Below are 21,905 nucleotides of genomic sequence, written 5' to 3'. Positions count from 1 at the left end.
TTAAGAATTTAAGTTTCTTACCCATTGGACGATTTGATTGCTAGGTAGCGCACCTGACTGACGCGCGACCTCTTTGCCGTTTTTGAAGGCCACCATCGTTGGTAAACTGCGAATATTATAGGGAGCTGCCGCCTGCTCATATTTATCCGTTTGAACTTTGGCAAAGACCACTTGAGGCAGCTGACCAGCAGCGACTTTGAACTCTGGTGCCATCATGATACAAGGCTGACACCAGCTCGCCCAAAAGTCTACGATGGTCAGTACCTCATTTTTTTGGATGACTTTATTGGCTGTTTGCCCATTCAGCTCATGCGGACTTGCTGTCAGTAATAGCTGACTACATTTACCGCATTTCGGTGCAGCGCTTAGCCGTGCAGCAGGTACGCGATTGGTTGCTTGGCAATGTGGGCAGACCAGATGAAAACTTTGCTCACTCATCATATGATTCCTATTCTAATTATTTTACGGTCTCGAAAATTCGACTTTGATATTTTTAACTAAAAGCTATTTGAATTGGCTTTACGAGCAATTTTAGCACAGTCAATTATACTCATTCTCTACGCCACTTGCTGTGCCACGCCACTATATACATAGCTCATCGGTCTTGGGCCGGGCAAATACTCTTCGCTCAGCTCGTCAATGACAAAACCACCTGCTCTAATCAGTGCTGGAATATCGCGATCTAAATGACAACCACCGGCCATCGGTTTCCAAAAAGGCGTCAGTCGATGCTGCCATCGCTCAACAGAAAAATCTGGCGCTAAGCCATGCTCACAAAACAACAAGCGACCGCTAGGTTTTAACACGCGCGCCATTTCTCGAAGTGCAGCTATTGGATCATCAATACTACATAAGGTAAAGGTCATCACAATCGTATCAAATTGATCCGTATCCGCATGAATGCCTTGGACATCAACGGCTATCACTTCAACTGGAATACTAATGTCAGCTGCGCGCTTGCGTGCTAATGTCTGCATCTGAGCCGCTGGATCGACACCGATAATAGAAGAAACCTTTTTGGCATCATAAAATTGCAAATTAAGACCACTGCCAATCCCAATTTCTAATACCTCGCCTAACGCCTGAGGAACAATTTTAGAACGTGCTTTCATCACGTTACCTGTACTACAGGCAACATCTATCAGCTTGGGCAATACATAGCGCTCATAAGGGTTCATTATTCTCTCCAGTCATTGCCATATTTAGCGCTTGCGGATATTGATATAGTTGATACTAAATAAAATGGGTACATGACATTACGATGCGTGACTGGCACAAACTTTTCTTGCTTGCTGTGCCTACGCAGACAGAGGCTACGAAAAATTTATGCCAGTCACGCTATCTCTTTTTTATATTGACCTGACTATACCAATCTTCTATACAGTAAATAATCTATCTGATAATCATTTTTATAGATATCAATCATACAATACTTGCGTAGTGAGGCATAAGATGGCAGTTATCACTTATTGCACTATTTATAGTCAAAATATTCTAAAAACGCGACGGTATTGCTTATATCAATATTACTTTTCACTCACTATAGTTTATTCACCAAGGACATTGATCGGCACTTTCAAATAACGCGTACCATTGTCTTCTGGCTCGGGGAAATGTCCTGCATCAATATTAATTTGCACGGCAGGAATGATAAGCCGTGGCATACCCAAAGTCGCATCGCGGCGCTCACGCATCTGCACAAACTCGGCTTCATTTATACTGTCTTTAACATGGATGTTTTCTAGTTTTTGTGCAGCAACAGTCGCTGTTGGACAGTGCTTACGGCCTTCACCTGGATAATCATGGCACAGATACATGACTGTATCTTCAGGAAGCGCCAACAGCTTTTGAATAGACTGATAGAGCGTTTTGGCATCGCCGCCGGGAAAGTCGCAGCGTGCTGTACCGACATCAGGCGCGAACAAGGTATCTCCAACGAATACCACTGTCTTTTCATCGTCAGTCGCCAGATAAGCCATATCAGCACGTGTATGGCCTGGCACATACATGGCTGTAATGGTGATACCGCCAAGCGCTAGTGTTTCACCCTCGTCGGTCAAAATATCAAACTGACTGGCATCGGTACGAAAACTGGTGTCAAAGTTAAAGATTTGCTTAAAGATTTTTTGTACTTCGGTAATATGCTGACCAATTACTAATTGTCCACCAAGACTTTCTTTTACATGAATAGCAGCAGATAGATGGTCTGCATGCGCATGCGTCTCGATAATATATTTAAGCGCCCAGCCCTGCTCACGTACGAACTCAATCACTTCATCCACACTACTGGTACTCGTTCTGCCTGACTTGGCATCAAAGTTCAGTACGGGATCGACAATGGCGCACAGTTTCTGTTCGGTATCAGCGATAACGTGAGTATAAGTTTCTGTATCGCTATCTAAAAAAGAATGAACTTGCATAGCTGCCTCTTTGCTTTTATAGGATTGTTTTAACCTTCGAACCATTCTTTAAGTATAATGGATCGTCATATACAATATTTAATTCAAAAACTAGGGCGTGTCCTCAATTCAAGCGATTGTATCCAAATGGGCTAAAAATGGCTAAATTTTGCCAAACATCGTCAAATAGCTGATTAATATCCCGATATTATTTGCACTATTTTCCTCGTTTGACGGCAATTTATCTCATTTTTATGACCATTTTTAAAATGAGGACACGCTCTAATGCATATTGAATGTTTATAAATTATTGCAGTTAATATCAACGCCGCCGACAACATCAGCGGTTAAATTTTTAGCATGCCTTTTTAACATGCTTTCTTAACGTTAATACCAATATAGCAATTACCATACAATTTATCAAATTATATAATGTAAATAAATATAACTTGATGTAAGCTGCGATATCATTGATAATTAACGGTAATCACTCATCACTTTTATAAAAACCACGCGACCTTTATCCTGGTTTTATATAAGGAGCTCACTCTGACAACTTCTACCTCAGCATTGGCTACCTCTACTGACAGTAAGGCCGACCCTATGTCAGTCAATAACGCAGACTCTGTACCGCTAGATCTGGCCAAACAGATGCAACAAGCATCGCTACAAGCCAGCCAATTACTAAAGTCACTCTCGCATCCTGATCGCTTACTCCTTCTCTGTCAATTGACTCAAGGTGAGTATTGCGTTGGTGAGCTTGAGGGCTTGGTCGGTGTTGGACAGCCAAGCTTATCGCAGCAGTTAGGCATATTGCGCAAGGATGAGCTGGTCGCGACACGGCGCGACGGTAAGCAAATTTACTATAGCATCGCCAGCGACGATGCCTTAGCAGTCTTAGAGCTACTTTATCAACGCTTTTGTGCCAAAACAGATACTTAACTGGTTATTGAGTTCTTAGCTGTTTTTAACTTTATTTATTGTGATGACGTATTGATATGACCTCTATCGCTGCTCGCCTGATTCCTACTTGGCTGCGCCAGTATCAGCTGGCTGCCTTGCCGACTGACGTCATCGCTGGGCTGGTGGTGGGCGTACTGGTGATACCGCAAAGCCTAGGCTACGCTGTACTTGCAGGCTTGCCGCCCGTCTATGGTCTGTACGCTGCGATTGTGCCTGTCATCGTCTATGCTTGGCTTGGCTCTAGCAATGTACAAGCGGTCGGACCGGTGGCCATCACCGCTATTATGACTGCCAGTAGTTTGTTGCCTTACGCTGAGCAAGGCACTGAGCAGTATGCCCTAATGGCAAGTCTATTGGCACTGATGGTGGGGTCACTGCTTTGGATCGCAGGACGGCTCAAGCTTGGCTGGATCATGCAGTTTATCAGTCGCGGCGTATCGGCAGGATTTGTGAGCGGTGCGGCGGTTCTCATTTTCGTCAGTCAGCTCAAATACTTAACGGATATCCCGATCGCGGGCAGCAGCCTAATCGGTTATTTATCGACCATGCAGTTATATGCGCGCCAGCTACATCCGTTGACCTTGTTGATTGGCGTGATCGCTTTTGCGCTCTTGGTCGCAAATCGCTACAGTAGCAAATGGGTGTGGCGAACGTGGCTGTCATCCTCATCTGCCAAATGGGCAGAACGCTTATTTCCCCTTATTTTGCTCGGCATTGCCATTTTACTCAGTATGGCACTGCATTGGGATGCGCGTGGTGTGGCGACTATCGGTAATATTCCGCAAGGGTTACCACGTTTCACACTGCCCCATATACCAGACATCCAAGAAGCACTCAAACTGTTACCAACCGCAGGATTGATGGCGCTTATTATCTTTGTCTCTAGCAGTTCCGTCGCCAGCACCTATGCACGACTGCGCGGTGAGAAGTTTGATGCCAATCGTGAGCTGACAGGGCTTGGACTCGCCAATCTTTCTGGTGGATTGTTTCAGAGCTTTGCGGTGGCAGGCGGGTTTTCACGGACGGCAATCAACGTCGACTCAGGTGCCAAAACTCCACTCGCCAGCCTGATGACGGTGCTGGTGATGATTGCCGCACTAATCGCCTTTAATAGCGCACTTGCGCCGTTGCCTTACGCCTTGCTTGGCGCAACCATCATGGCATCCATCATTGGCTTGATCGATATTGCGACCTTAAAGTCCGCTTGGCAACGGGATCGCTTAGACGGCGCAAGCTTTATCGCAGCGTTTGTAGGGGTACTAATATTTGGGCTAAATACCGGACTGGTCATCGGTCTCATGGTGTCATTTGCCAGTCTCATCTGGCAATCGAGCCAACCACACGTCGCCATCGTCGGACAATTGGCTGGGACAGGACACTTTCGCAATATCAATCGCCACGATGTCGTCACTTTTCATAATTTATTGATGTTACGTATCGATGAGAGTCTGTTTTTTGGTAATAGCGAATCGGTACATCGGCGCATCTTAAATGCCTTACAACAATATCCCGAAGCGCATGAGCTGATTCTCATTATGGCCGCGGTCAATCACATTGATCTGACCGCGCAGGAAATGCTCAGCACCTTAAATCAAGAGCTGGCCCTGCAAAACAAGCATTTACACTTTAGCTTTATTAAAGGCCCAGTCATGGATGTCATCGAGCACACTCCGCTGATTGCTGAGCTATCAGGACAGGTGTACCTCAGTACTATGGATGCCGTCAATGCTCTAAAGCAAATATAAATACGCCCTACTATTTTCGTCAACCATACAATCACTATTGATGTCTGCAACAAAATATCGTTATGATAGAGAGTATAGTATGCTAGCTTGTTGTATGGCTGCACTCAATCTAAACAAGCTAAATCAAGCCGAACTGAAATAAGACAACATTTATACGTCAAATCGACGCTTTAGTGTTTTTAACATTTTTTAATAAACGTAAATGACCCTTTTTATGACCGATGATTTAACGATTTATAAGCAAATATACCCAAGCCAATGTGTCAAGATTGCTGAGCTGGGCTATCGCTCAGTGCTCAATATACGCCCAGATGCTGAGATCGAGACACAGCCTAATAGCTGTGATTTGGCGACTGCAACGAAGCAGGCAAATCTGACGTATCATCACCTACCCTTTGATGATGAGCGCCTGAGTATGCTGACCGTAGAACAGTTTGCCGTCTTTTATCACTCAATGCCCAAGCCCATATTGATGTTTTGTGGTACTGGTGCTCGCGCCAAACTCCTTTATCAAAGCGCGTTGATGCAAGGGCTGCTATAAAACGGCAATAACGCTTACACACCTTCTCTTTAGAAATGACTGCAATAAGCCTAGGCTTAGATGCTGTATTCCTACACTTTACATCTCAATCTTTCATATAAACAATAAAAGGAGCTCTTATGAGCCACGAAATCAGTATTACGGGACAAATTACCCCTGATCAAGTCCCTATGCTTGCCGAAAACGGCTTCAAAACTATTATCAATAATCGTCCTGATGGCGAAGAGCCTGGACAACCTACCAGCGCTGATATCGAAGCAGCTGCTAAAGAAGCAGGACTTGCTTATAAAGAAGTCTCATTTGCTGGTAGTGAGCTCAATCAAAACCACGTTGAGGAGTTTGCTGACTTCTTTAATCAAGCTGAGCAGCCAGTGTTAATATTTTGCCGTACGGGTAATCGCTCAACGGGTATCTATGAAGCCGCTAAGCGCATGGACTTGTTAGACGATTGATATTAGTCTAAACAAACGTGCCACTACTTAAAAAAATGCCCGTCCAAAACTTGGATGGGCATTTTTTTGCATATTACTAAACTATAGACTGGTCAATTTTCAGCATTGGGTACATAATTAAATTTTATTTAATAGGACTTTATGATGCAAAAATCACTTCTCATCATCGGCAATAAAAACTATTCATCGTGGTCATTGCGAGCTTGGCTATTACTCAAAGCTTTCGGTGTTGACTTCAATGAACAACTTATCGAATTGTTTCACCCCTCAGCAACAGCCATTCTCGATGAGTATGCGCCAACAGGCAAAGTGCCCGTTTTGGTTTATGGTGAAAATGATGACAAAGTTACGGTTTGGGATACCTTAGCGATTGCCATGCATATCAATGATTATTTTACCGACATAGATGTTTGGACAGGACTTAGTAAGTCTGAGACTAAAAGCAATACTCGCAACAGAATAAATAGCGCCTATTGCCAAAGCATCGTCGCTGAGATGCATTCTGGTCTAACGGGTATTCGTAATGAAATGCCGATGAATATCAGAGCGACTGCTAAGATACAACCGAGCGATGCTTGCTTAACTGACATTGCTCGTATCGAAGAGATTTTTGCAAATTGCTTAAAAAATCGCTCAAAAGACAGCTACCTTTTTGGTCAATTCACTGCTGCCGATGCTTTTTTTGCGCCTGTAGTGCTACGCTTGCAGACCTATGCTGATGCGTCTAGCATAGAATTAAAGCCGACGACTAAACAGTACTGTGAGACGATGTTAAACAATCCTCACATACAAGCTTGGATCGATTCAGCTTTAAAGGAGACACGCGTCATCGAAGAAGATGAAGCAGGTGAGATAATGTCGATAGCTGGCATTTTGGCGAATAAATAGTATCTTGCATAAAAAAACCACTTTAACTCAGTTAAAGTGGTTTTTTTATGCAAGATAAATAAAGCGTACGTGTACTACTGCTTTTGGTCTAACGCTTCTTTTACCGCTTTTTTACCCCATGCGCTCAGATCGAGGTCCAACTTTTCATACTCTTGTGCATCGAATAACGGCTCTTTAACCCCTGATTTTAATTGACTTGCAAAGTCGTCAAGTAGACGCTTGGCTCGCGGAAACAACATTATCAAGGCCAATAAGTTTGCTAGCGCTAGCACGCCCATCAACGGATCAGCGAAGAAGAATACTGTAGTAGCTGCAGGAGCCACTGCGCCCAAGAATAATATCGCCATCACTACAATTCGTAAAATCAGAGTCGCCATTTTGATATTCTTTTTGACCAAAAAGTTAATGGCATTTTCACCCATATAATAGTTATACATGATAGAGCTTAAGGCAAATAACAATATCGATATGGTCAGGATATACTGCGCCCAATCTCCAAGCTGGGTCGTTAGCGCTTGCTGTGCCAGTACGATACCATCAACTTCAGCACCTGGCTGATAGACACCGCTCAGTAAAATCATAAATGCTGTGGCACTACATACGACTAACGTATCAATGAACACAGATAATGACTGCGAGATACCTTGACTGACTGGATGCGTGGCATAAGCAGTAGCAGCGATATTAGGTGCGGAACCCAGACCAGCCTCATTCGAGAATAAGCCGCGCTTCATGCCTTGCTCAATCGCCACACCAATACCACCGCCCACGACAGATTCAATGCCAAACGCATTTTTAACAATCATCGCCATCAATGCAGGCAATTCGGTGATATTGAGCACGATGACAATCAGCGCCATACCAATATAGATTAATGCCATCACAGGAATGACAACGTCGGCCACTTTAGCAATGCGCTGAATACCGCCAAAGACAATAAATCCACCTGCAATCACCAGTACTACACCCGTTATCCAGCGGTCAATGCCGAAACTTTCAAGCGCAGAGCCTGCCACCGTATTGCCTTGGAACGCCACAAACCCGATAGAAAAAGACAGTAGTAGCGAGATCGCATAGATGATGGCGAGCCAGCGATAGTCTTTACCTAAGCCATGTAAAATATAGGTCGCAGGGCCACCGCGAAAGTTACCATCAGTATCTCTACGCTTATAAAGCTGGGCTAAGCTACACTCAACAATGCTAGTCATCATTCCAATTAAGGCCACAACCCACATCCAGAATACCGCTCCCGGACCCCCTAAAGAGATTGCAACAGCAACGCCAGCAATGTTACCGCCGCCAACACGTCCACCGATAGAAACGAGCAACGCCTGACGGGCAGAAATTCCTTCGTCTCCTACCTCATCCGTTTTAAATACACGGAACATACGTTTAAAATATCTAAACTGGGCAAATCTACCCACAATGGAAAATAATAAACCAAAAATAACTAACATAGGGATAAGTGCCCAGCCCCACGTTAGATCCCCAACTAGGGCAAAAAAAGCTTCAATATATTCCATGCCTATTTTCCTTATATTTCATGATCATATGATAGGTTTTATTGAGCTCATTATTGCATCAACAACACGAGTTTGTAACGTAAATGCTGATATTTTCTGAGAAAAATCGCTTTATTGGTTTACTTAAATGACCATTTTCTAAATATTAGGATTTGTTCTATATAGACGTATTTATACGATAGCACAAAAAAACCACCTCAAAAGAGGTGGCTTTTCAAATTCAAACTAACTTCAAACTTACTGCATAACCAAGTATTCAAACGCTGACAATGCTGCTTTACTACCCTCACCCATCGCGATGTTAATCTGCTTAAATGGCACGGTCGTGACGTCACCACAAGCAAAAATACCTTTGCGATCCGTACGGCAGCGCTCATCAATCTCAACTTCACCAAAGCGGTTTAAATCCACGAAGCCTTTGATAAATCCAGTATTGGGTACTAAGCCAATCTGTACAAAGACACCGGACAAATCACGCTCATGGGTTTCACCTGTTTTGCGATCTTCAAAGACGATGGAGCTGACTTTACCATCAGTGGCCTTAATCTCTTTGGTCGCCGCCCCAGTGATGAACTCGATGTTTGATCTCTCTTTGGCTTTGTTGATCAATACCTGATCCGCTTTTAGCTCATCAGCGAACTCAAGCACGGTCACATGCTTCACAATACCGGCAAGGTCTAACGCCGCTTCGACACCAGAGTTACCGCCACCGATGACAGAAATCTCTTTACCTTTAAAGAACGGGCCATCACAGTGGGCACAGAAAGCCACGCCTTTACCAATATTCTCTTCTTCACCTGGTATACCAAGCTTGCGCCATTGGGCACCCGTCGCCAAGATAATACTGCGCGTCTCAAAAGTCTCACCCGTATTTAGATGAATACTATAGTTTTCTTCCGACGTCTCGCCGATTTCTTTAACGCTGACGTGCTCTTTTAGCGTGATGTTGTATTCGCCTAAATGTTTGACGAAGTCTGCTGATAGATGTGTACCTGTCGTCAATGGTACAGAAATCAAGTTTTCGATATCTTGCGTATCTTTGACCTGTCCACCGATCCGATCAGCGACCATGGTCACTTTTAGACCTTTACGCGCGGTATAAATGGCAGCAGCGACCCCAGCAGGACCAGCGCCAATGATAGTGACGTCTTGCTGCTCTAACTGCTCAGCGTCGTCTTCCACTTCTGACAACAAGTCAGGGAACTGCTCTTGCAATTTTCCGATCAACTTAGCCGTATCGATTAGTCCATTAGCAAACGGCTTACCGTTTAAAAATACCGCTGGAACTCCTTGGATGTTATTCGCTTCTACTTGCTCTTGGAATAATGCACCATCAATCATCTCATTGCTGATGTCGTCATTCAATAAGGCAAATTGGTTCAACGCTTGCACGACTTCTGGGCAACTGTGGCAAGACAATGACACATAGGTCTGGAACTGTAAGGGCTTATTAAAACGTTTGACTAACTTTTGAATACCTTCGTCTAGTTTTAGCGTATGACCACCCGCTTGCAAGATTGCCAAGATAAGCGAGGTGAACTCATGACCACCAGGAATACCGCTAAAGACGATACCAGTATCAGTCAACGCGTCATCAGCATGACTGACGACTTTAAAACTAATCGCACTAGGCAAGCTCTCATCAATCGCTTCTGCATCAAAATTGATTTTGTCAGTCGTACCAGCGATTTTGGTCAAAAAGTCAATCAACTCTGCCCGCTTTTCATGCGTACCATTGCCTAAGACAAAGGTAATTGGACGGGTCATGTTTTCGCTATAGCTCTTGATGGCATCTAATAAACTTTGATCTATCATGTTTGTTCCTCATTATTATTTAATATGTAACGGCAACTAAGCGGTTGCACGTTTAAAGACGGAGAATCTGTAGTAAGTAATATCGTTTAAAGTGTTATTTGGATAAGGCTTGTGCCTTTTGATGTCCCTATTATCATAGGTTTCATAGATTTGAGCAAGCTGAGAAACCCAAACCTTATGTTTTATAAAACCAATCATTAATTAGAATTTATAATTAAATTTAAACTTATAAGAGGATTATTATCATAGTATCAAGATGATTTTTTCGCTACAATCGAATAAGAGCAATAGGAATAATTCCTGTTTCCTAGCGGAAGATTGGCTTTTATGCGTGCTTATCAAAGGCTATTTCTGCTTGTATTAAGCCTTATCACTATTGAGCGTAATAGCGGTTTGGTTGAGTAATAATCAAGTCTCACAATCATAAATCTTAACGACAATGCGCTGATGCTGACCGTTAGCTTGCGCCTCATAACAAGGATGACCAGATGAGAAAGACTGATACAAGGCTAGATAACAAAGAAATTATCGCTGAACTTAAGCAAAAAGACAGCCATTTTGCGAGTATTTTTGCTGAACATACTCAGCTGGATGAGAAGATCAATTATCTCGAAAAGGATTTGATAAAACATAGCAGCTGTGACGATGAAATAGAACAAATGAAGCGTCGAAAACTACACCTTAAAGATGAAATTTATAAAATAATTGATAAAAACAAAACACAATCTCACGCTTAATGCTTCATTTATTAGGGGCGTGTCCTCATTTTTATCCTATCTGAGCACTTTCGTTCAAATCGAGGATACACCCCAAAATTACTGCTAAGAATTTCTTACATTTAGTTTTATAAATCTTAATTTTATAATCAACAAGTCTCACAATCATAATCTGTCTTAACCACAACGCGTCACTGCTTATGCTAAGCACACGCTAAATAACAAGGATGACAACATGACCATGACTGATAAATGGCAAGATCACAGCGACATCATCGATGAGCTCAAGCAAAAAGATGCGCACTTTGCGAGTATCTTCGATGAACATACTACGCTGGACAGACAAATTGATAAGCTTGAGAATGACGTGGTCAAACACGCCAGCCGCGATGAAGAAATCGAACAAATGAAGCGGCGCAAGCTACAGCTCAAAGATGAGATTTACAAAACCATAGATAAAAATAAAATGCAATCTCAAGCGTAATAGCTTATTTATTATCGATAAATAACACTAATAACACTTTAGCTTAAGATATAAAAAGACCCCATCAACGTAAGCTGATGGGGTCTTTATTTATAGCACTGGTTCAAATTAGAAAATAATAAAAACAGCGCTACCTATCGCTAAAATAGTTGGATAACTACTTAGGTTTTACTAACCTAGATTTTACCGACTAGGTCAAGACTTGGCTTCAATGTATCGCCGCCTTGTTCCCAAGCTGCTGGGCAAACTTCGCCATCGTTTTCACGGACATATTGTGCTGCTTTTACTTTACGCAGCATGTCTTTTGCGCTACGGCCAATACCGCCAGCATGAATCTCAGCAACCTGAATCAAACCATCTGGATCGATTAAGAAAGTACCGCGCTCAGCTAGGCCTGCTTCTTCGATCATCACGTTAAAACCACGAGTGATTTTACCAGTAGGATCGCCGATCATTGGATAGTTTACTTTACCAATTGCGTCTGAAGAATCATGCCATGCTTTATGCGTGAAATGAGTGTCAGTCGATACTGAGTATACTTCTACGCCCAAACCTTGTAGCTCTTCGTAATGGTTTGCCATGTCTTCAAGCTCAGTTGGGCAAACAAAAGTAAAGTCAGCTGGGTAGAATAAGAAAATCGCCCAGTTACCTTTTACGTCTTCTGAAGTGATGGTTTTGAACTCACCGTTTACATATGCATCTGCTGAAAATTCTGGGATTTCTTGATTGATAATAGACGCCATGATTGGCTCCTTTTTTGATTAAGTGTGATTAATTTAATGGTGCTTATTTATTTGATTGTTTCTGTTAAGCCTTGAACTATCTGGGCTACCTGACAAACTATACGCGAATTCTATGGTTAATCCAGTTAAAAGTTTTTAATGTGATGTTTTGTTTTATTAAACTTGTTAAACTATTCTATCTACTTCATGTCATCAGTGTGCTATCGGTAAATCTCGATAATGACCAAGATGCATAAGTATTGTCATTTGAGTAAAAAACAACCAAAAAAGAGGTCTTATGATTACCTTACGTCAACTTGAATTTGCCTTAGCAGTCGCTAAACACCGCCATTTCAAACGGGCAGCAGAAGATTGTAATATTTCGCAGTCTGCGCTGAGCTTAGGTATCGCAGAATTAGAAAAGCAACTAGACACACAGATTTTTGAGCGTAATAACAAACAAGTGCTTATCACTCCTATTGGGCAAGATATCCTGACGCGGGCGCAGCGTGTATTCTCTGAAGTGAGCGACTTGACCACCCGTGCGCACAGCCATCAAACGCCGCTTGCCTACCCGATGACTGTGGGTATCATTCCAACGATTGCTCCTTACTTGCTGCCAAAAGTCCTGCCTACACTGCGAGCCAATTATCCAGAATTTCGCATGACCATCGTTGAGCAACAAACCGAACGCTTACTCGAGCAAGTCCGTTACGGTCATATTGACACAGCAATCATTGCCCTACCCTATGCCGTAGATGGCTTGCACAGTTTTGAATTTTGGAGTGAAGACTTCTTCGCAGTATTCCCAAAAGACGATGTCCATGCCAAGCTTAACACCATTGATTCTGAGGATCTCGCTACTGCCAATCTCATGCTGCTGGGTGAAGGACATTGCCTGACCGATCAGACGCTATCGGTTTGTCATTTTGATCGGGCGCAAATGAAATCGAGCTTTTCTGACGCTAGCTTAAACACGCTCATTCAGATGGCACTCGCTAATATGGGCACAACTTTAGTACCTGAGATGGCCCTGGATCAATTGCACCTACAGAACCAAAATGCGGTCGCGGTGCCATTAGCAGAAAAAGGCCCACATCGCCACATCGCCTTTGTCACCCGTTTGAATTATGCTCGTGTCGACGATGTAAATTTACTGGGCAAGGTATTTAAACAAGCTTTTGAAGATGCAGCTCATAAGGATTGATTTGACCGTTAGAACAATCATAAACTAGGCATTGTAGAATAGATATGAACGATGTTTCGCACGTAACGTCCGACCTTGGTCAGCATTTCGCCATGCACTTGTCTGCCATCGCTAATGATATTGATCGAGTAGAGGTAGAGGCGCTTTGGCAAGCTGCCGCTACCCGTTATAACGAAGCCCATCGCGCTTATCACACCCTGCACCACATTAAGCAGTTGTTTGCGCAGTTTGAGCAAGTTAAGCACAACCTTTATGAACCCCATATCATCGCTTTAGCGCTGTATTATCACGATGTGATATACGAGCCAACACGGGCAGATAATGAGTTAAAAAGTGCAGACTATGCGGTGGAAGCGTTGCAGAAATATTTGAGCGCGGAACAATGCCAACATATCTATGCACTTATCATGATGACAGCTACTCATCAACTTGATGCATTAGCAGACGATGATAAGTGCAGCGATGCGGCTTATCTGTTAGATATGGATTTGAGCGTTTTGGGTGCTGCATGGTCTGAATATGAACCGTACGCATCTGCGGTACGTAAAGAGTATGCACACGTGCCAGCTACCGATTACTGTATCGGACGAACAGCGGTGTTAAAAGGATTGTTGGCGCATCCAAGACTGTATTTGACCGATTATTACTTTGAACGGTTAGAAAAGCAAGCGCGAGATAATATCAAGCGTGAGCTTACTTCGCTTTCAGCTTGATAAATAACTCACTGCCTTGACGTGCAGAATGCGAGTTATAGCTGGCTTCCATCATCTCTATATCAAAATACTGCTCAAAACGCTGCTGATATTCATCTTTTGTGCCACCAAAAGGTGGTTCATCACGGCCAAAATCCACATTGAAAAGCAGGCCAACCAGCTTACCTTGCGGCTTCAATAGCGCTGCCATCTGCTCGATATATTCATCACGACGTGACGGATTTATCGCACAAAAAAACGTCTGCTCAAGCACCCAATCAAATTGATATTGCTCAGGTGATAAATTAAAAAAATCTGCACAAATCAGGTGCGCCGCTGGGAAGTCAGGATAGCGCTCTGCAAACGCATCAATCGGTGCAGGCGCAAAATCAACCAATGTGACATTGGTAAAACCCTGCTCGTGTAAATAGCCAACCTCATAGGCATTGCCTGCCCCTGGCACTAGAATAGCCTGATCTTTAGCAGACGCAGGCAGTTGATCGATGTAAGCTTTTAGCGGTGGTGACACCTGTCCCATATCCCACTGTATGCTACCAGTCTCATAACGCTGCTGCCAAAATTCGGCTTGATTGACGTTGTCCATATGACATCCCTGTATATACCATGCATCTACAATATACCTATCATTCTATTATTTGAATGATACGCTGTATACTGCGACGTGAGCGCTTATCATAGCAGGTATGTTAGGGTTAACGAATGCCTTTATATCATTTGTGTGAGGCGTTTAATCCAGCTGACCCGACTTGCCCGCTAGCATATCGTGCCACTGCTGATAATCTGGCATCGCTGCCGCTACCGTTTGCCAAAACGCCTTGCTGTGATTGGCATGATGCAAATGACACAGCTCATGGACAATGACGTATTCGGTGCATTCAATCGGGTAAGCGGGAAGATATACGGATAACCAAATTCGGCGCGCGCGTGTATTACAACTGCCCCAACGCGTATGCATCTTCTTCAACCGCACTTCATTAGCAGTAGCACCGACTATCGGTTGCCACTTGTCAAATAAAGATGGATTTACTTCAGTAAGTTGTTGCCGATAATAAGCAATTTTTTCATCGTGGTTGAGAGTGAAAGATTGTTCGATGCCCCATAAGAGCACGGGACTATCTGAGGTTGACGCTTTGGGTTTCGGGGTTTGCTTGTGATGATAACGCGCTAACACTTGCGGATGGTTGTCTAGCGCCCATGATACGCGCTTGTCGACAGACTGAGCGATTTGGCTGGCGCTGATAGACATCGGTACGGAGACCATGAGCGCATAAGGCTTTAAGCGAAAATTGATATTTTTGACGCGCTTTTTGGTCACGTGCAGCACAATACCTGCTTGTGCCAGCTGTTGTCTCGCCAAATCTAATACGAGCGACGTACTCGGTTGCGGCATTATGGTTTCTCCCTTACACCGCTTATGCTAAAACTGCCTGCAAATGATTGTCAAAAGACATATTATGTATTTGACTGTCCTGCACCATAATGTTGGCAGTATGCTTTGAATTTGATTCTGCTACATCCGATGTTTCTACTGGTAGGGTATTCACCCTCAATCTTGTCAGCTTCCCGTGCCCATCGCTGACGATAAAGCCTGACGCTCCATGATTACTTTTAGTTTGACCAGATGCCTGACCAGCGACTAGCGAAGCTCCTGCACAATCTGGCAAACGCACAGCGTCAATCAGCATGCGTGTGTTTAAATCATAAATCGCTGCACAGCCACCAATTGGTGTGGTCACACATAACAGATTGCGCTCACTATCAACCGCCACACTGGCAATGTATTGATGGAAGCATTGCCAGTGATTATTGGGCATAACCAATGGTTTAAAGTCAGAATCACCGCGATGATGGGTCAGCACTAACGGTACATTGATATGTTTCTCACCCTGAAATTGAATACCAATCATCACCGTGCCATCGTCATGTATGGCCAAATGACGCACACTCATCTGATTGTGTTCAGGGATAATTTGCTCAAGCAGCGTCCCATCATGACGACTCAGATAAGTCAACGATGGACGCATGGTATCGAGATTCAGCTCTTCACGAGAGGCTTGTTCCGTTTTGATACCGCCATTAGCGATGACCAGTGTCTCGCCATCTGGATGCATAATCAGCTCATGTGGCCCAATACCGTGCGAGTCAAATTCGGTTATTTTATTATAGTTATCATGAGCATCGTAGATACCAATTTTACCCGCCAAGCTTATCGTATCATTCTCAGTGACGTATAGCTTTGAGCCATCCAAACTGTAGCAAGCATGCCCATAAAAATGGCGATTATCAGCCGCTTTTATAGCAAGCTTTACCTGTCCTGTCGCTGTGTCTAATACCCAAAAACTTTCACTGGGGCGGCGACCCAACACCACGACATCGCGTTGACAATTATGAGCATTTGATCTGTTTTGAGTGTTTTGAATATTAGCGATTGGCTGGACAACAATATCGTGGACACGCTCAGGCATGGTCGTTTGCCAAACGATTTGTCGGTCTGCATCGATGCCGACTACCCCAAAGCCAGTTTCATCATTACTACTATCATCATTACTATCGTCGTTATTTATCAATGATAGGTTCTGTGGCATCGACGCTACGCCACTGACCCAGCATACTGGACGCGCCAGCATAACGGTGCTATGCATTGCCGTCAGGTCGGTCACGGTATTTTTAGTATCATGATTTTTATCATCGATATCATCATGATAAGCCCGTTGCCACGCAGCAGACGCGTGCTGATAGGCGTAGCGAAAACGGATTAGCTGTGACTTGGGCGATGCTTGCAATATATGCAGCTGAGCACGCACACCCGACACATAGTCTTGCAACTTTGCTTCAGGCTGATGCTGCTTGCGATAGTGATGATGTATACCAACCAATGCCACCGTTCCCAATACGCTACCGAGCGTAGTCAAGGCCGACGTCACCAGCTGCTCATGATTTGAGCGCTTGTCTGCTGGTCTAGGCGTTGCTTTAGAGGACGCGCTATGAGATTTTGCTATCGCAGCGGTATTGGCTTCAGAGATTTGCATGACTTAATCGCCATCATTGCTGTTAAAACCAACACGGATACCCAAGGTGGGAATCAATTGGCGTTTCATCAGGCGGGTAATGGTCGTAAAGTGATCAAACAATTCTTGCTGCTTGGCTTTATCGGCAGTCGCTAAATCCTCTGGCATCTGCGCCAATAGCGTGGTGGTATCAGCCAGCTCGCTTGATAGAGTGGCCGCAATAGCATTCTCATTATTGCTGCCAAGAATGGCCGTCAATACCGGGTCAGTCAGTGTTTTATTCAAGGTAGCCAACTTAGCATTGATAATAGCGCGGCTTTGTCCAGCAGTAGCAGCAGGCAGATGTCCCTTGGCTTTGTCTGTGAGACCTAATGGTTCATCAATAGCATTGGTCTTCATCGTCTCAATCAATGACAATAAAGCGTTAAACCACTGGTTCAAACCTTGATCGCTATCAGCCGTTTTATCAATCGCCAGTAAAGTTGTGGCGTTCTGCTGCCAGTTACTTTCGATGTCTTTTAATCGCGTGCTTAGTGCCGCGCTGGCGCTGGCCACATAAGCACATTGAGCAGCATTCAAGCTGTCATTGGCAAATAGCGCCTCTTCCAGACCTGGTACGCCTTGCACAATAGCGCTCTCGTTAGCGAGCTGCTCTGGGGTTAGTTTTGGGTTGGCCGCGATTAGCTCTGCAACACCACTGTGTACCAAGCCGCGCTCGTCAGGGTAATAATTGATGTACAAGTTGCTCATACTAGCAGTCGCAGGACCGAAGTTGATCATCTCAGCACTCGCCCATGCTTGTGCCAGCACCAACCACTGAGCACGCAACGCTTGCAATTCATCACCGCTGACAGGCGCTTGCTGACAATGCTTCTGCGCCAAATCATGTAACAAACCACTTTGCTTCGCCGCATCCGCATAAGCTGGAATGACAATGTCTTTAGCCACATGCGTCAGATAAGTTTTTTCGGTCTCCGCACTGATATCTATGGCGACTATCTGTTCGTCATTCGCGCTATCGGCGGCCGTACTGTTTGAGGCAGCACCATCTTGCGCGACGGTTTGGCTATCCATCTCTGCTGTTTTATTCTCATCGGCAGGCTTGACACAACTGATGAGTAATCCAGCACTCAGTGCCGATAACGCCATTGCTAATGCAGGATTTATTTTCATAAGTTTCTCGGTAATGGGATAAGTAGTAATTTATATCATTTTTATAATGATTTTAAGAAGGCGTTTAATTCAGCGCGTCCTTGCTTATCTAATTTCAACACTTTTTGGCGTTGGTTTTCTGCTTCACCGCCATGCCATAGTACCGCTTCCATCAGCGTGCGCGCGCGACCATCATGTAAAAAGGTCGCTTGCGGATCGACGGTTTGAGCCAAACCAATTCCCCACAATGCAGGAGTACGCCACTCGTATGAGTTGGCCAAAAACTCAACTTGCGCATCTTTTGCTGGTAGTTTGCCCGCTATCGTGCGATCGGCAAGCGCATCGCCCATATCGTGCAGCAGCAAATCCGTATAAGGATAAATGACTTGTCCATGCTGCTCAAGATGGTCGTCATCGGTTTTTGGCAACTGATATCTTGGCGTATGGCAACTTTGACAACCCATATCATAAAAACGTTTTTTACCAGCCAGTACCAGCTTATCATCGGCATTGCGACGATGTGGCACGGCTAAATTCCGCGTATAAAATTCTACAAACTTGGCTATTTCATCATTCACTTCGACGGGCGGCTTACCGTTACCTTGCTCATCAGCGCCAGTAGTCGCGTTAATACAAGCGGTTTGGCTCGGCATGCAGGACTTATGAGGACGAATGTTTGAGGTCAGCCCCATATCCTCATTAAAGGCACTTTGGTTTTGTGTAATCAGCTTGGTTTGACCAGCTTTCCAGCCAAAACGACCAAGCGCATGCTTGCCAGTTTGCGGGTCCATCACCCAGTTAAACTTGCCACTGATGTCGCTAGTACTATTGTTATTGACCGCTTGTTTTTTAATATCATCGTCAGGTATTTGTTCTAAGAGCCCAAGCCCAATCATTGGTAAAGCCACTCGCGGTGATACCATCATTTCATTATCAAACGCCCCATAGCCGGGTTTGGTCAACTCAAATCTAGGCGCACGTAGGGTTTCGACATAACCATCGGCAAAGGTAACTGGCATATCGGTCCACTGTACCGCAATTCGTGCTTCGGCTGGTACACCCTGAATACCGCGATCTTGTAGCTGACCGCCATACATAGGATGCACTACTTTTTCGATCAGGGAATCCTGCAATTGCTGACGCTGCTCATCCGTTGTCGCTGGCATAGACAGACGTATTAATAAACTATCAGCATCGTCCTTGCTGCTCATCGGCGCATGACCACGACCATCTTTGACATGGCATGATTGGCAGGCGGCGACATTGAATAACGCGCCAAGACCGTCACGGCTGTCCGTGCTAGCAGGGGCAATCACCCACGGTTGTTGAAAGAACGCATTACCAATGAAAAAAGAACCTTTGCGTAAGGCGGTGAGGTTTGATGAAGGTTTTGAGTAACTCTCAGCACTGGTAATACTAATACCGCTATCACCGCCTTGCTTAATCTCTTGCGGGTCAAAGGAGGCAAGCTGCTGCATGGGCACCCCAGCCAGCGCTTCAATATTTTGACTGCGTTCAGCAGACAAGGCTTTATCCTGCTTATCAGCATTGACGTCATTCTTATTAGCGGATGAGCTGTCAGTTGGCTGACAAGCCGTAAGTGACAAGACGCAGAGAGCACTAAGCGCAAGCTTTAACGGTGTATTTTTAGACAATAAAGAGGTATGAAGAGACATAGATAGTTTGTCTTTCGTGGCAGAAATGGCGTTCATAAGCATTGCCTTAGCGCTAGTATAGAACCATAAAAATCGCGCACCATAACAATATGTCGTTACAGTCAACAGGGTACAACTGTAAAAAGGCTGGTTGGTAGCGTTATTTTAACAGGGCATAAAAAAACACATTGCCAACCGAGATTGACAACGTGTGTATTATACATAAATTACTTTCTTATGAAAATAATTCTCATTCACTTATAGCGACTTATCAGGCATTATAAATGAATACAACTGACGCTAGTAAGCGTATAAACAGCCTAGCTTAAAACTATAAACCCGCATCAGCATCTAGATTATCAATACCAACCGCTTTTGCCGCGCTTTCGATACCAGTCGTCAATTCCTGCAAGCTGGTAATGGCCGTCTCGATCCAACCACGGCGAGCATTTTGCTCTTCAGCAGAGATACCTTGTTTGCTTGCTTGACCAACGGTCGCTATCATTTGATCAATCTTAATACCTTCTTTTTCGCCTTTTTCAACGATGATATTAAAATCACTTTCTACTTTACTAAAGTCAGAAGCCAGCTTATCAGCAACATCCTGATGACCCGTATCAATCAGGTAGTTTTTCACGCCATAGCCACCAATGGTTTTATCCGCGAGGGTCTTGTAGCTGCCATTAAATACATTCTGAATACCGCGAGCATTATTAGCGTAGCTCAGATGGGTCAAGTCACTAAAGCATTCATGTTCGTCTTCGGTAGATCCCGTGACGAAGGCGACCTGCATACGCTGAGAGGCCAGCTCGCCAAATGCCAAGCTGCCCATCTGATACATAATCTGGCGTAGGCCATTATTATCTTTGCGCGCTATCATATCGCTGCGTAAGGTATGCTCACTGTCAGGCTGCCACTGGGCTTCCATCGCGGTCAAATCATCGACCAATAACTGCGCAGCGGCCTTTAAGAATTCGCCGCGACGCTCACAAATGCTTGCATCGGTATTGGCGCTTTCACCACTAGTACATTTGCCATCGGTGGTATTGTAATCACTAATCGGACGGTTGCCTGCACCCTCACCGACGCCGTTGGTATCTTGTCCCCATAGCATAAACTCGATCGCATGATAGCCGGTCGTCACGTTGGCTTCGCTACCACCGATCTCATTCATGTCTGCTAAAAGTTGCGGCGTAATCGTGCTGGTATCTTGCTTAATGCTACCGACGGCAATGCTATCACTATTGATGATATTGTCTTGACTGTTATATTCACCTTCATAGTCGTCGCTGACGTAATCAATGAGCGCTTCATCGAGCGGCCATGCATTGACCTGTCCTTCCCAGCCATCGACGCTACCAATCTCACGCTTGTCATCAGCGCTCACAAATGCTTCATCAAAACGGAACACTTCAGTCTGTGAGTAAGGCTGACGCGCCGCTTTATAGGCAGCTTTTGCCGCCTCAAGGTTCGCTTCAGTTGGCGCATCTACATAAGCATTCACTGCCGTCTGCAAAGTCTTTGCGGTGTCTAATGAATCTTTATAGGCAGCATGAGCCATATTTACATAGCTAAGTGCCAAGCGATCGATATTGGCTTGCTCTGCGCCTGATGTGGTTTTATGATTGGCATCGTCTGTATTTTGCACCTCTGTTTGTGCATCAGTGGCGGCATCGTCATTGGCTTGCTTGGTACAACCCGATACCAGCAGTATCCCTGCGAGCGCAGCGGCTAAAGTAGTCGGTAAAATTTTACGGCTCGTCACTGTGGTCATATTCATACACGTCCTCGATGAGATACATTATAAAAAAAGGCAAGTACAGTAAATGACTGATGTATAGGGTCATAGCTGCTAAACACTGTCATTACTATTGCTGAAATATTCAAATATTTGCGAATTATAATGTTATTGATAACTATTA

Annotated in this window: 21 protein-coding genes; 9 read left to right on the top strand and 12 right to left on the bottom strand. The window is 44.4% G+C overall.

Annotation, left to right across the window (positions count from 1 at the left end):
- The 3 genes from trxC to AAEY72_RS03850 all read right to left on the bottom strand — a co-directional run bounded on the left by trxC (window position 1) and on the right by AAEY72_RS03850 (window position 2,420).
- A complete protein-coding gene (gene trxC, locus AAEY72_RS03860; RefSeq protein ID WP_352309509.1) occupies window positions 1-438 on the bottom strand; it encodes a thioredoxin TrxC in 438 nt (145 codons plus the stop codon).
- Between the two features lie 119 nt (window positions 439-557).
- Complete coding sequence (locus AAEY72_RS03855; RefSeq protein WP_352309508.1) at window positions 558-1,178, bottom strand: class I SAM-dependent methyltransferase; 621 nt, start codon at window positions 1,176-1,178, stop codon at window positions 558-560.
- A 369-nt stretch (window positions 1,179-1,547) separates the two neighbouring features.
- Complete coding sequence (locus AAEY72_RS03850; protein ID WP_010201548.1) at window positions 1,548-2,420, bottom strand: MBL fold metallo-hydrolase; 873 nt, start codon at window positions 2,418-2,420, stop codon at window positions 1,548-1,550.
- A 582-nt stretch (window positions 2,421-3,002) separates the two neighbouring features.
- Here AAEY72_RS03850 and AAEY72_RS03845 point away from each other — a divergent pair.
- The 5 genes from AAEY72_RS03845 (at window position 3,003) to AAEY72_RS03825 (ending at window position 6,988) form a co-directional block, all read left to right on the top strand.
- Window positions 3,003-3,341, top strand: coding sequence for an ArsR/SmtB family transcription factor (locus AAEY72_RS03845; protein ID WP_228293161.1), 339 nt, complete (start codon window positions 3,003-3,005; stop codon window positions 3,339-3,341).
- 56 nt (window positions 3,342-3,397) lie between these two features.
- Complete coding sequence (locus tag AAEY72_RS03840; RefSeq protein ID WP_352309507.1) at window positions 3,398-5,107, top strand: SulP family inorganic anion transporter; 1,710 nt, start codon at window positions 3,398-3,400, stop codon at window positions 5,105-5,107.
- 214 nt (window positions 5,108-5,321) lie between these two features.
- Window positions 5,322-5,648, top strand: coding sequence for a protein tyrosine phosphatase family protein (locus AAEY72_RS03835; RefSeq protein ID WP_010201552.1), 327 nt, complete (start codon window positions 5,322-5,324; stop codon window positions 5,646-5,648).
- A 119-nt stretch (window positions 5,649-5,767) separates the two neighbouring features.
- Window positions 5,768-6,100: a protein tyrosine phosphatase family protein gene (locus tag AAEY72_RS03830; protein ID WP_010201553.1), complete on the top strand. Its 333-nt coding sequence runs from the start codon at window positions 5,768-5,770 to the stop codon at window positions 6,098-6,100.
- A gap of 144 nt (window positions 6,101-6,244) precedes the next feature.
- Window positions 6,245-6,988 (top strand): glutathione S-transferase family protein, encoded by a 744-nt coding sequence (locus tag AAEY72_RS03825; RefSeq protein WP_352309506.1) that lies wholly within the window; start codon window positions 6,245-6,247, stop codon window positions 6,986-6,988.
- Between the two features lie 74 nt (window positions 6,989-7,062).
- Here the strand turns inward: AAEY72_RS03825 and AAEY72_RS03820 are convergent, their stop codons facing one another.
- The gene (locus AAEY72_RS03820) at window positions 7,063-8,511 is read right to left on the bottom strand and encodes an alanine/glycine:cation symporter family protein (protein ID WP_352309505.1); all 1,449 of its coding nucleotides are present in this window, start codon (window positions 8,509-8,511) and stop codon (window positions 7,063-7,065) included.
- A gap of 237 nt (window positions 8,512-8,748) precedes the next feature.
- A complete protein-coding gene (gene ahpF / locus AAEY72_RS03815) occupies window positions 8,749-10,326 on the bottom strand; it encodes an alkyl hydroperoxide reductase subunit F (protein WP_352309504.1) in 1,578 nt (525 codons plus the stop codon).
- Between the two features lie 488 nt (window positions 10,327-10,814).
- Between ahpF and AAEY72_RS03810 the strand changes: the two genes are divergently transcribed.
- Entirely contained in the window at window positions 10,815-11,063 is a 249-nt protein-coding gene (locus AAEY72_RS03810) for an HP1242/YdcH family protein (protein WP_010201558.1), read from the top strand.
- A 214-nt stretch (window positions 11,064-11,277) separates the two neighbouring features.
- On the top strand, window positions 11,278-11,526 hold the full coding sequence (locus AAEY72_RS03805; protein ID WP_352309503.1) for an HP1242/YdcH family protein: 249 nt from the start codon (window positions 11,278-11,280) through the stop codon (window positions 11,524-11,526).
- Window positions 11,527-11,702: 176 nt separating this feature from the next.
- Here AAEY72_RS03805 and ahpC read toward each other — a convergent pair whose 3' ends face one another.
- The gene (gene ahpC / locus AAEY72_RS03800; RefSeq protein WP_010201562.1) at window positions 11,703-12,269 is read right to left on the bottom strand and encodes an alkyl hydroperoxide reductase subunit C; all 567 of its coding nucleotides are present in this window, start codon (window positions 12,267-12,269) and stop codon (window positions 11,703-11,705) included.
- A 277-nt stretch (window positions 12,270-12,546) separates the two neighbouring features.
- Here ahpC and AAEY72_RS03795 point away from each other — a divergent pair, with 277 nt between their 5' ends.
- Both AAEY72_RS03795 and AAEY72_RS03790 read left to right on the top strand, forming a co-directional pair.
- The gene (locus AAEY72_RS03795) at window positions 12,547-13,455 is read left to right on the top strand and encodes a hydrogen peroxide-inducible genes activator (RefSeq protein ID WP_352309502.1); all 909 of its coding nucleotides are present in this window, start codon (window positions 12,547-12,549) and stop codon (window positions 13,453-13,455) included.
- A 44-nt stretch (window positions 13,456-13,499) separates the two neighbouring features.
- Window positions 13,500-14,168, top strand: coding sequence for an HD domain-containing protein (locus tag AAEY72_RS03790; RefSeq protein ID WP_352309501.1), 669 nt, complete (start codon window positions 13,500-13,502; stop codon window positions 14,166-14,168).
- On the opposite strand, the gene AAEY72_RS03785 is transcribed toward AAEY72_RS03790, so the two are convergent.
- From AAEY72_RS03785 to AAEY72_RS03760, 6 genes are all read right to left on the bottom strand, one after another.
- Window positions 14,149-14,751 carry a methyltransferase domain-containing protein gene (locus tag AAEY72_RS03785; protein WP_352309500.1) on the bottom strand — a complete coding sequence of 201 codons (603 nt, stop codon included), beginning with the start codon at window positions 14,749-14,751 and terminating at the stop codon, window positions 14,149-14,151. The two genes, AAEY72_RS03790 and AAEY72_RS03785, sit on opposite strands and share 20 nt — an antisense overlap.
- A 144-nt stretch (window positions 14,752-14,895) precedes the next feature.
- Window positions 14,896-15,558: a M48 family metallopeptidase gene (locus AAEY72_RS03780; RefSeq protein WP_352309498.1), complete on the bottom strand. Its 663-nt coding sequence runs from the start codon at window positions 15,556-15,558 to the stop codon at window positions 14,896-14,898.
- A 22-nt stretch (window positions 15,559-15,580) separates the two neighbouring features.
- Window positions 15,581-17,197 carry a DUF1513 domain-containing protein gene (locus AAEY72_RS03775; protein ID WP_352309497.1) on the bottom strand — a complete coding sequence of 539 codons (1,617 nt, stop codon included), beginning with the start codon at window positions 17,195-17,197 and terminating at the stop codon, window positions 15,581-15,583.
- Between the two features lie 3 nt (window positions 17,198-17,200).
- Window positions 17,201-18,349, bottom strand: a complete 1,149-nt coding sequence (locus AAEY72_RS03770; protein WP_352309496.1) for an imelysin family protein — start codon at window positions 18,347-18,349, stop codon at window positions 17,201-17,203.
- 41 nt (window positions 18,350-18,390) lie between these two features.
- Window positions 18,391-20,040 (bottom strand): di-heme oxidoreductase family protein, encoded by a 1,650-nt coding sequence (locus tag AAEY72_RS03765; protein ID WP_352309495.1) that lies wholly within the window; start codon window positions 20,038-20,040, stop codon window positions 18,391-18,393.
- A 274-nt stretch (window positions 20,041-20,314) separates the two neighbouring features.
- On the bottom strand, window positions 20,315-21,763 hold the full coding sequence (locus tag AAEY72_RS03760) for an imelysin family protein (protein ID WP_352309494.1): 1,449 nt from the start codon (window positions 21,761-21,763) through the stop codon (window positions 20,315-20,317).
- Window positions 21,764-21,905 lie beyond the last annotated feature (142 nt).

The sequence above is a fragment of the Psychrobacter sp. W2-37-MNA-CIBAN-0211 genome (assembly GCF_040309405.1).
Lineage (GTDB): Bacteria > Pseudomonadota > Gammaproteobacteria > Pseudomonadales > Moraxellaceae > Psychrobacter > Psychrobacter glaciei.
The sequence above is the reverse complement of the archived record's forward strand: the minus strand, read 5'-3'. Positions and strand labels throughout refer to the sequence as shown.

Excerpts from the sequence above, each read along its gene's own strand:
- AAEY72_RS03810 (WP_010201558.1), top strand. The coding sequence starts at position 10,815 with ATGAGAAAGACTGATACAAGGCTAGATAACAAAGAAATTATCGCTGAA.
- AAEY72_RS03775 (WP_352309497.1), bottom strand. The coding sequence starts at position 17,197 with ATGCAAATCTCTGAAGCCAATACCGCTGCGATAGCAAAATCTCATAGC.
- AAEY72_RS03850 (WP_010201548.1), bottom strand. The coding sequence starts at position 2,420 with ATGCAAGTTCATTCTTTTTTAGATAGCGATACAGAAACTTATACTCAC.
- AAEY72_RS03840 (WP_352309507.1), top strand. The coding sequence starts at position 3,398 with ATGACCTCTATCGCTGCTCGCCTGATTCCTACTTGGCTGCGCCAGTAT.
- AAEY72_RS03765 (WP_352309495.1), bottom strand. The coding sequence starts at position 20,040 with ATGAACGCCATTTCTGCCACGAAAGACAAACTATCTATGTCTCTTCAT.
- AAEY72_RS03760 (WP_352309494.1), bottom strand. The coding sequence starts at position 21,763 with ATGAATATGACCACAGTGACGAGCCGTAAAATTTTACCGACTACTTTA.
- trxC (WP_352309509.1), bottom strand. The coding sequence starts at position 438 with ATGAGTGAGCAAAGTTTTCATCTGGTCTGCCCACATTGCCAAGCAACC.
- AAEY72_RS03830 (WP_010201553.1), top strand. The coding sequence starts at position 5,768 with ATGAGCCACGAAATCAGTATTACGGGACAAATTACCCCTGATCAAGTC.
- AAEY72_RS03770 (WP_352309496.1), bottom strand. The coding sequence starts at position 18,349 with ATGAAAATAAATCCTGCATTAGCAATGGCGTTATCGGCACTGAGTGCT.
- AAEY72_RS03845 (WP_228293161.1), top strand. The coding sequence starts at position 3,003 with ATGTCAGTCAATAACGCAGACTCTGTACCGCTAGATCTGGCCAAACAG.
- AAEY72_RS03785 (WP_352309500.1), bottom strand. The coding sequence starts at position 14,751 with ATGGACAACGTCAATCAAGCCGAATTTTGGCAGCAGCGTTATGAGACT.
- AAEY72_RS03855 (WP_352309508.1), bottom strand. The coding sequence starts at position 1,178 with ATGAACCCTTATGAGCGCTATGTATTGCCCAAGCTGATAGATGTTGCC.
- AAEY72_RS03780 (WP_352309498.1), bottom strand. The coding sequence starts at position 15,558 with ATGCCGCAACCGAGTACGTCGCTCGTATTAGATTTGGCGAGACAACAG.
- ahpF (WP_352309504.1), bottom strand. The coding sequence starts at position 10,326 with ATGATAGATCAAAGTTTATTAGATGCCATCAAGAGCTATAGCGAAAAC.
- AAEY72_RS03820 (WP_352309505.1), bottom strand. The coding sequence starts at position 8,511 with ATGGAATATATTGAAGCTTTTTTTGCCCTAGTTGGGGATCTAACGTGG.
- ahpC (WP_010201562.1), bottom strand. The coding sequence starts at position 12,269 with ATGGCGTCTATTATCAATCAAGAAATCCCAGAATTTTCAGCAGATGCA.
- AAEY72_RS03790 (WP_352309501.1), top strand. The coding sequence starts at position 13,500 with ATGAACGATGTTTCGCACGTAACGTCCGACCTTGGTCAGCATTTCGCC.
- AAEY72_RS03805 (WP_352309503.1), top strand. The coding sequence starts at position 11,278 with ATGACCATGACTGATAAATGGCAAGATCACAGCGACATCATCGATGAG.
- AAEY72_RS03795 (WP_352309502.1), top strand. The coding sequence starts at position 12,547 with ATGATTACCTTACGTCAACTTGAATTTGCCTTAGCAGTCGCTAAACAC.
- AAEY72_RS03825 (WP_352309506.1), top strand. The coding sequence starts at position 6,245 with ATGCAAAAATCACTTCTCATCATCGGCAATAAAAACTATTCATCGTGG.
- AAEY72_RS03835 (WP_010201552.1), top strand. The coding sequence starts at position 5,322 with ATGACCGATGATTTAACGATTTATAAGCAAATATACCCAAGCCAATGT.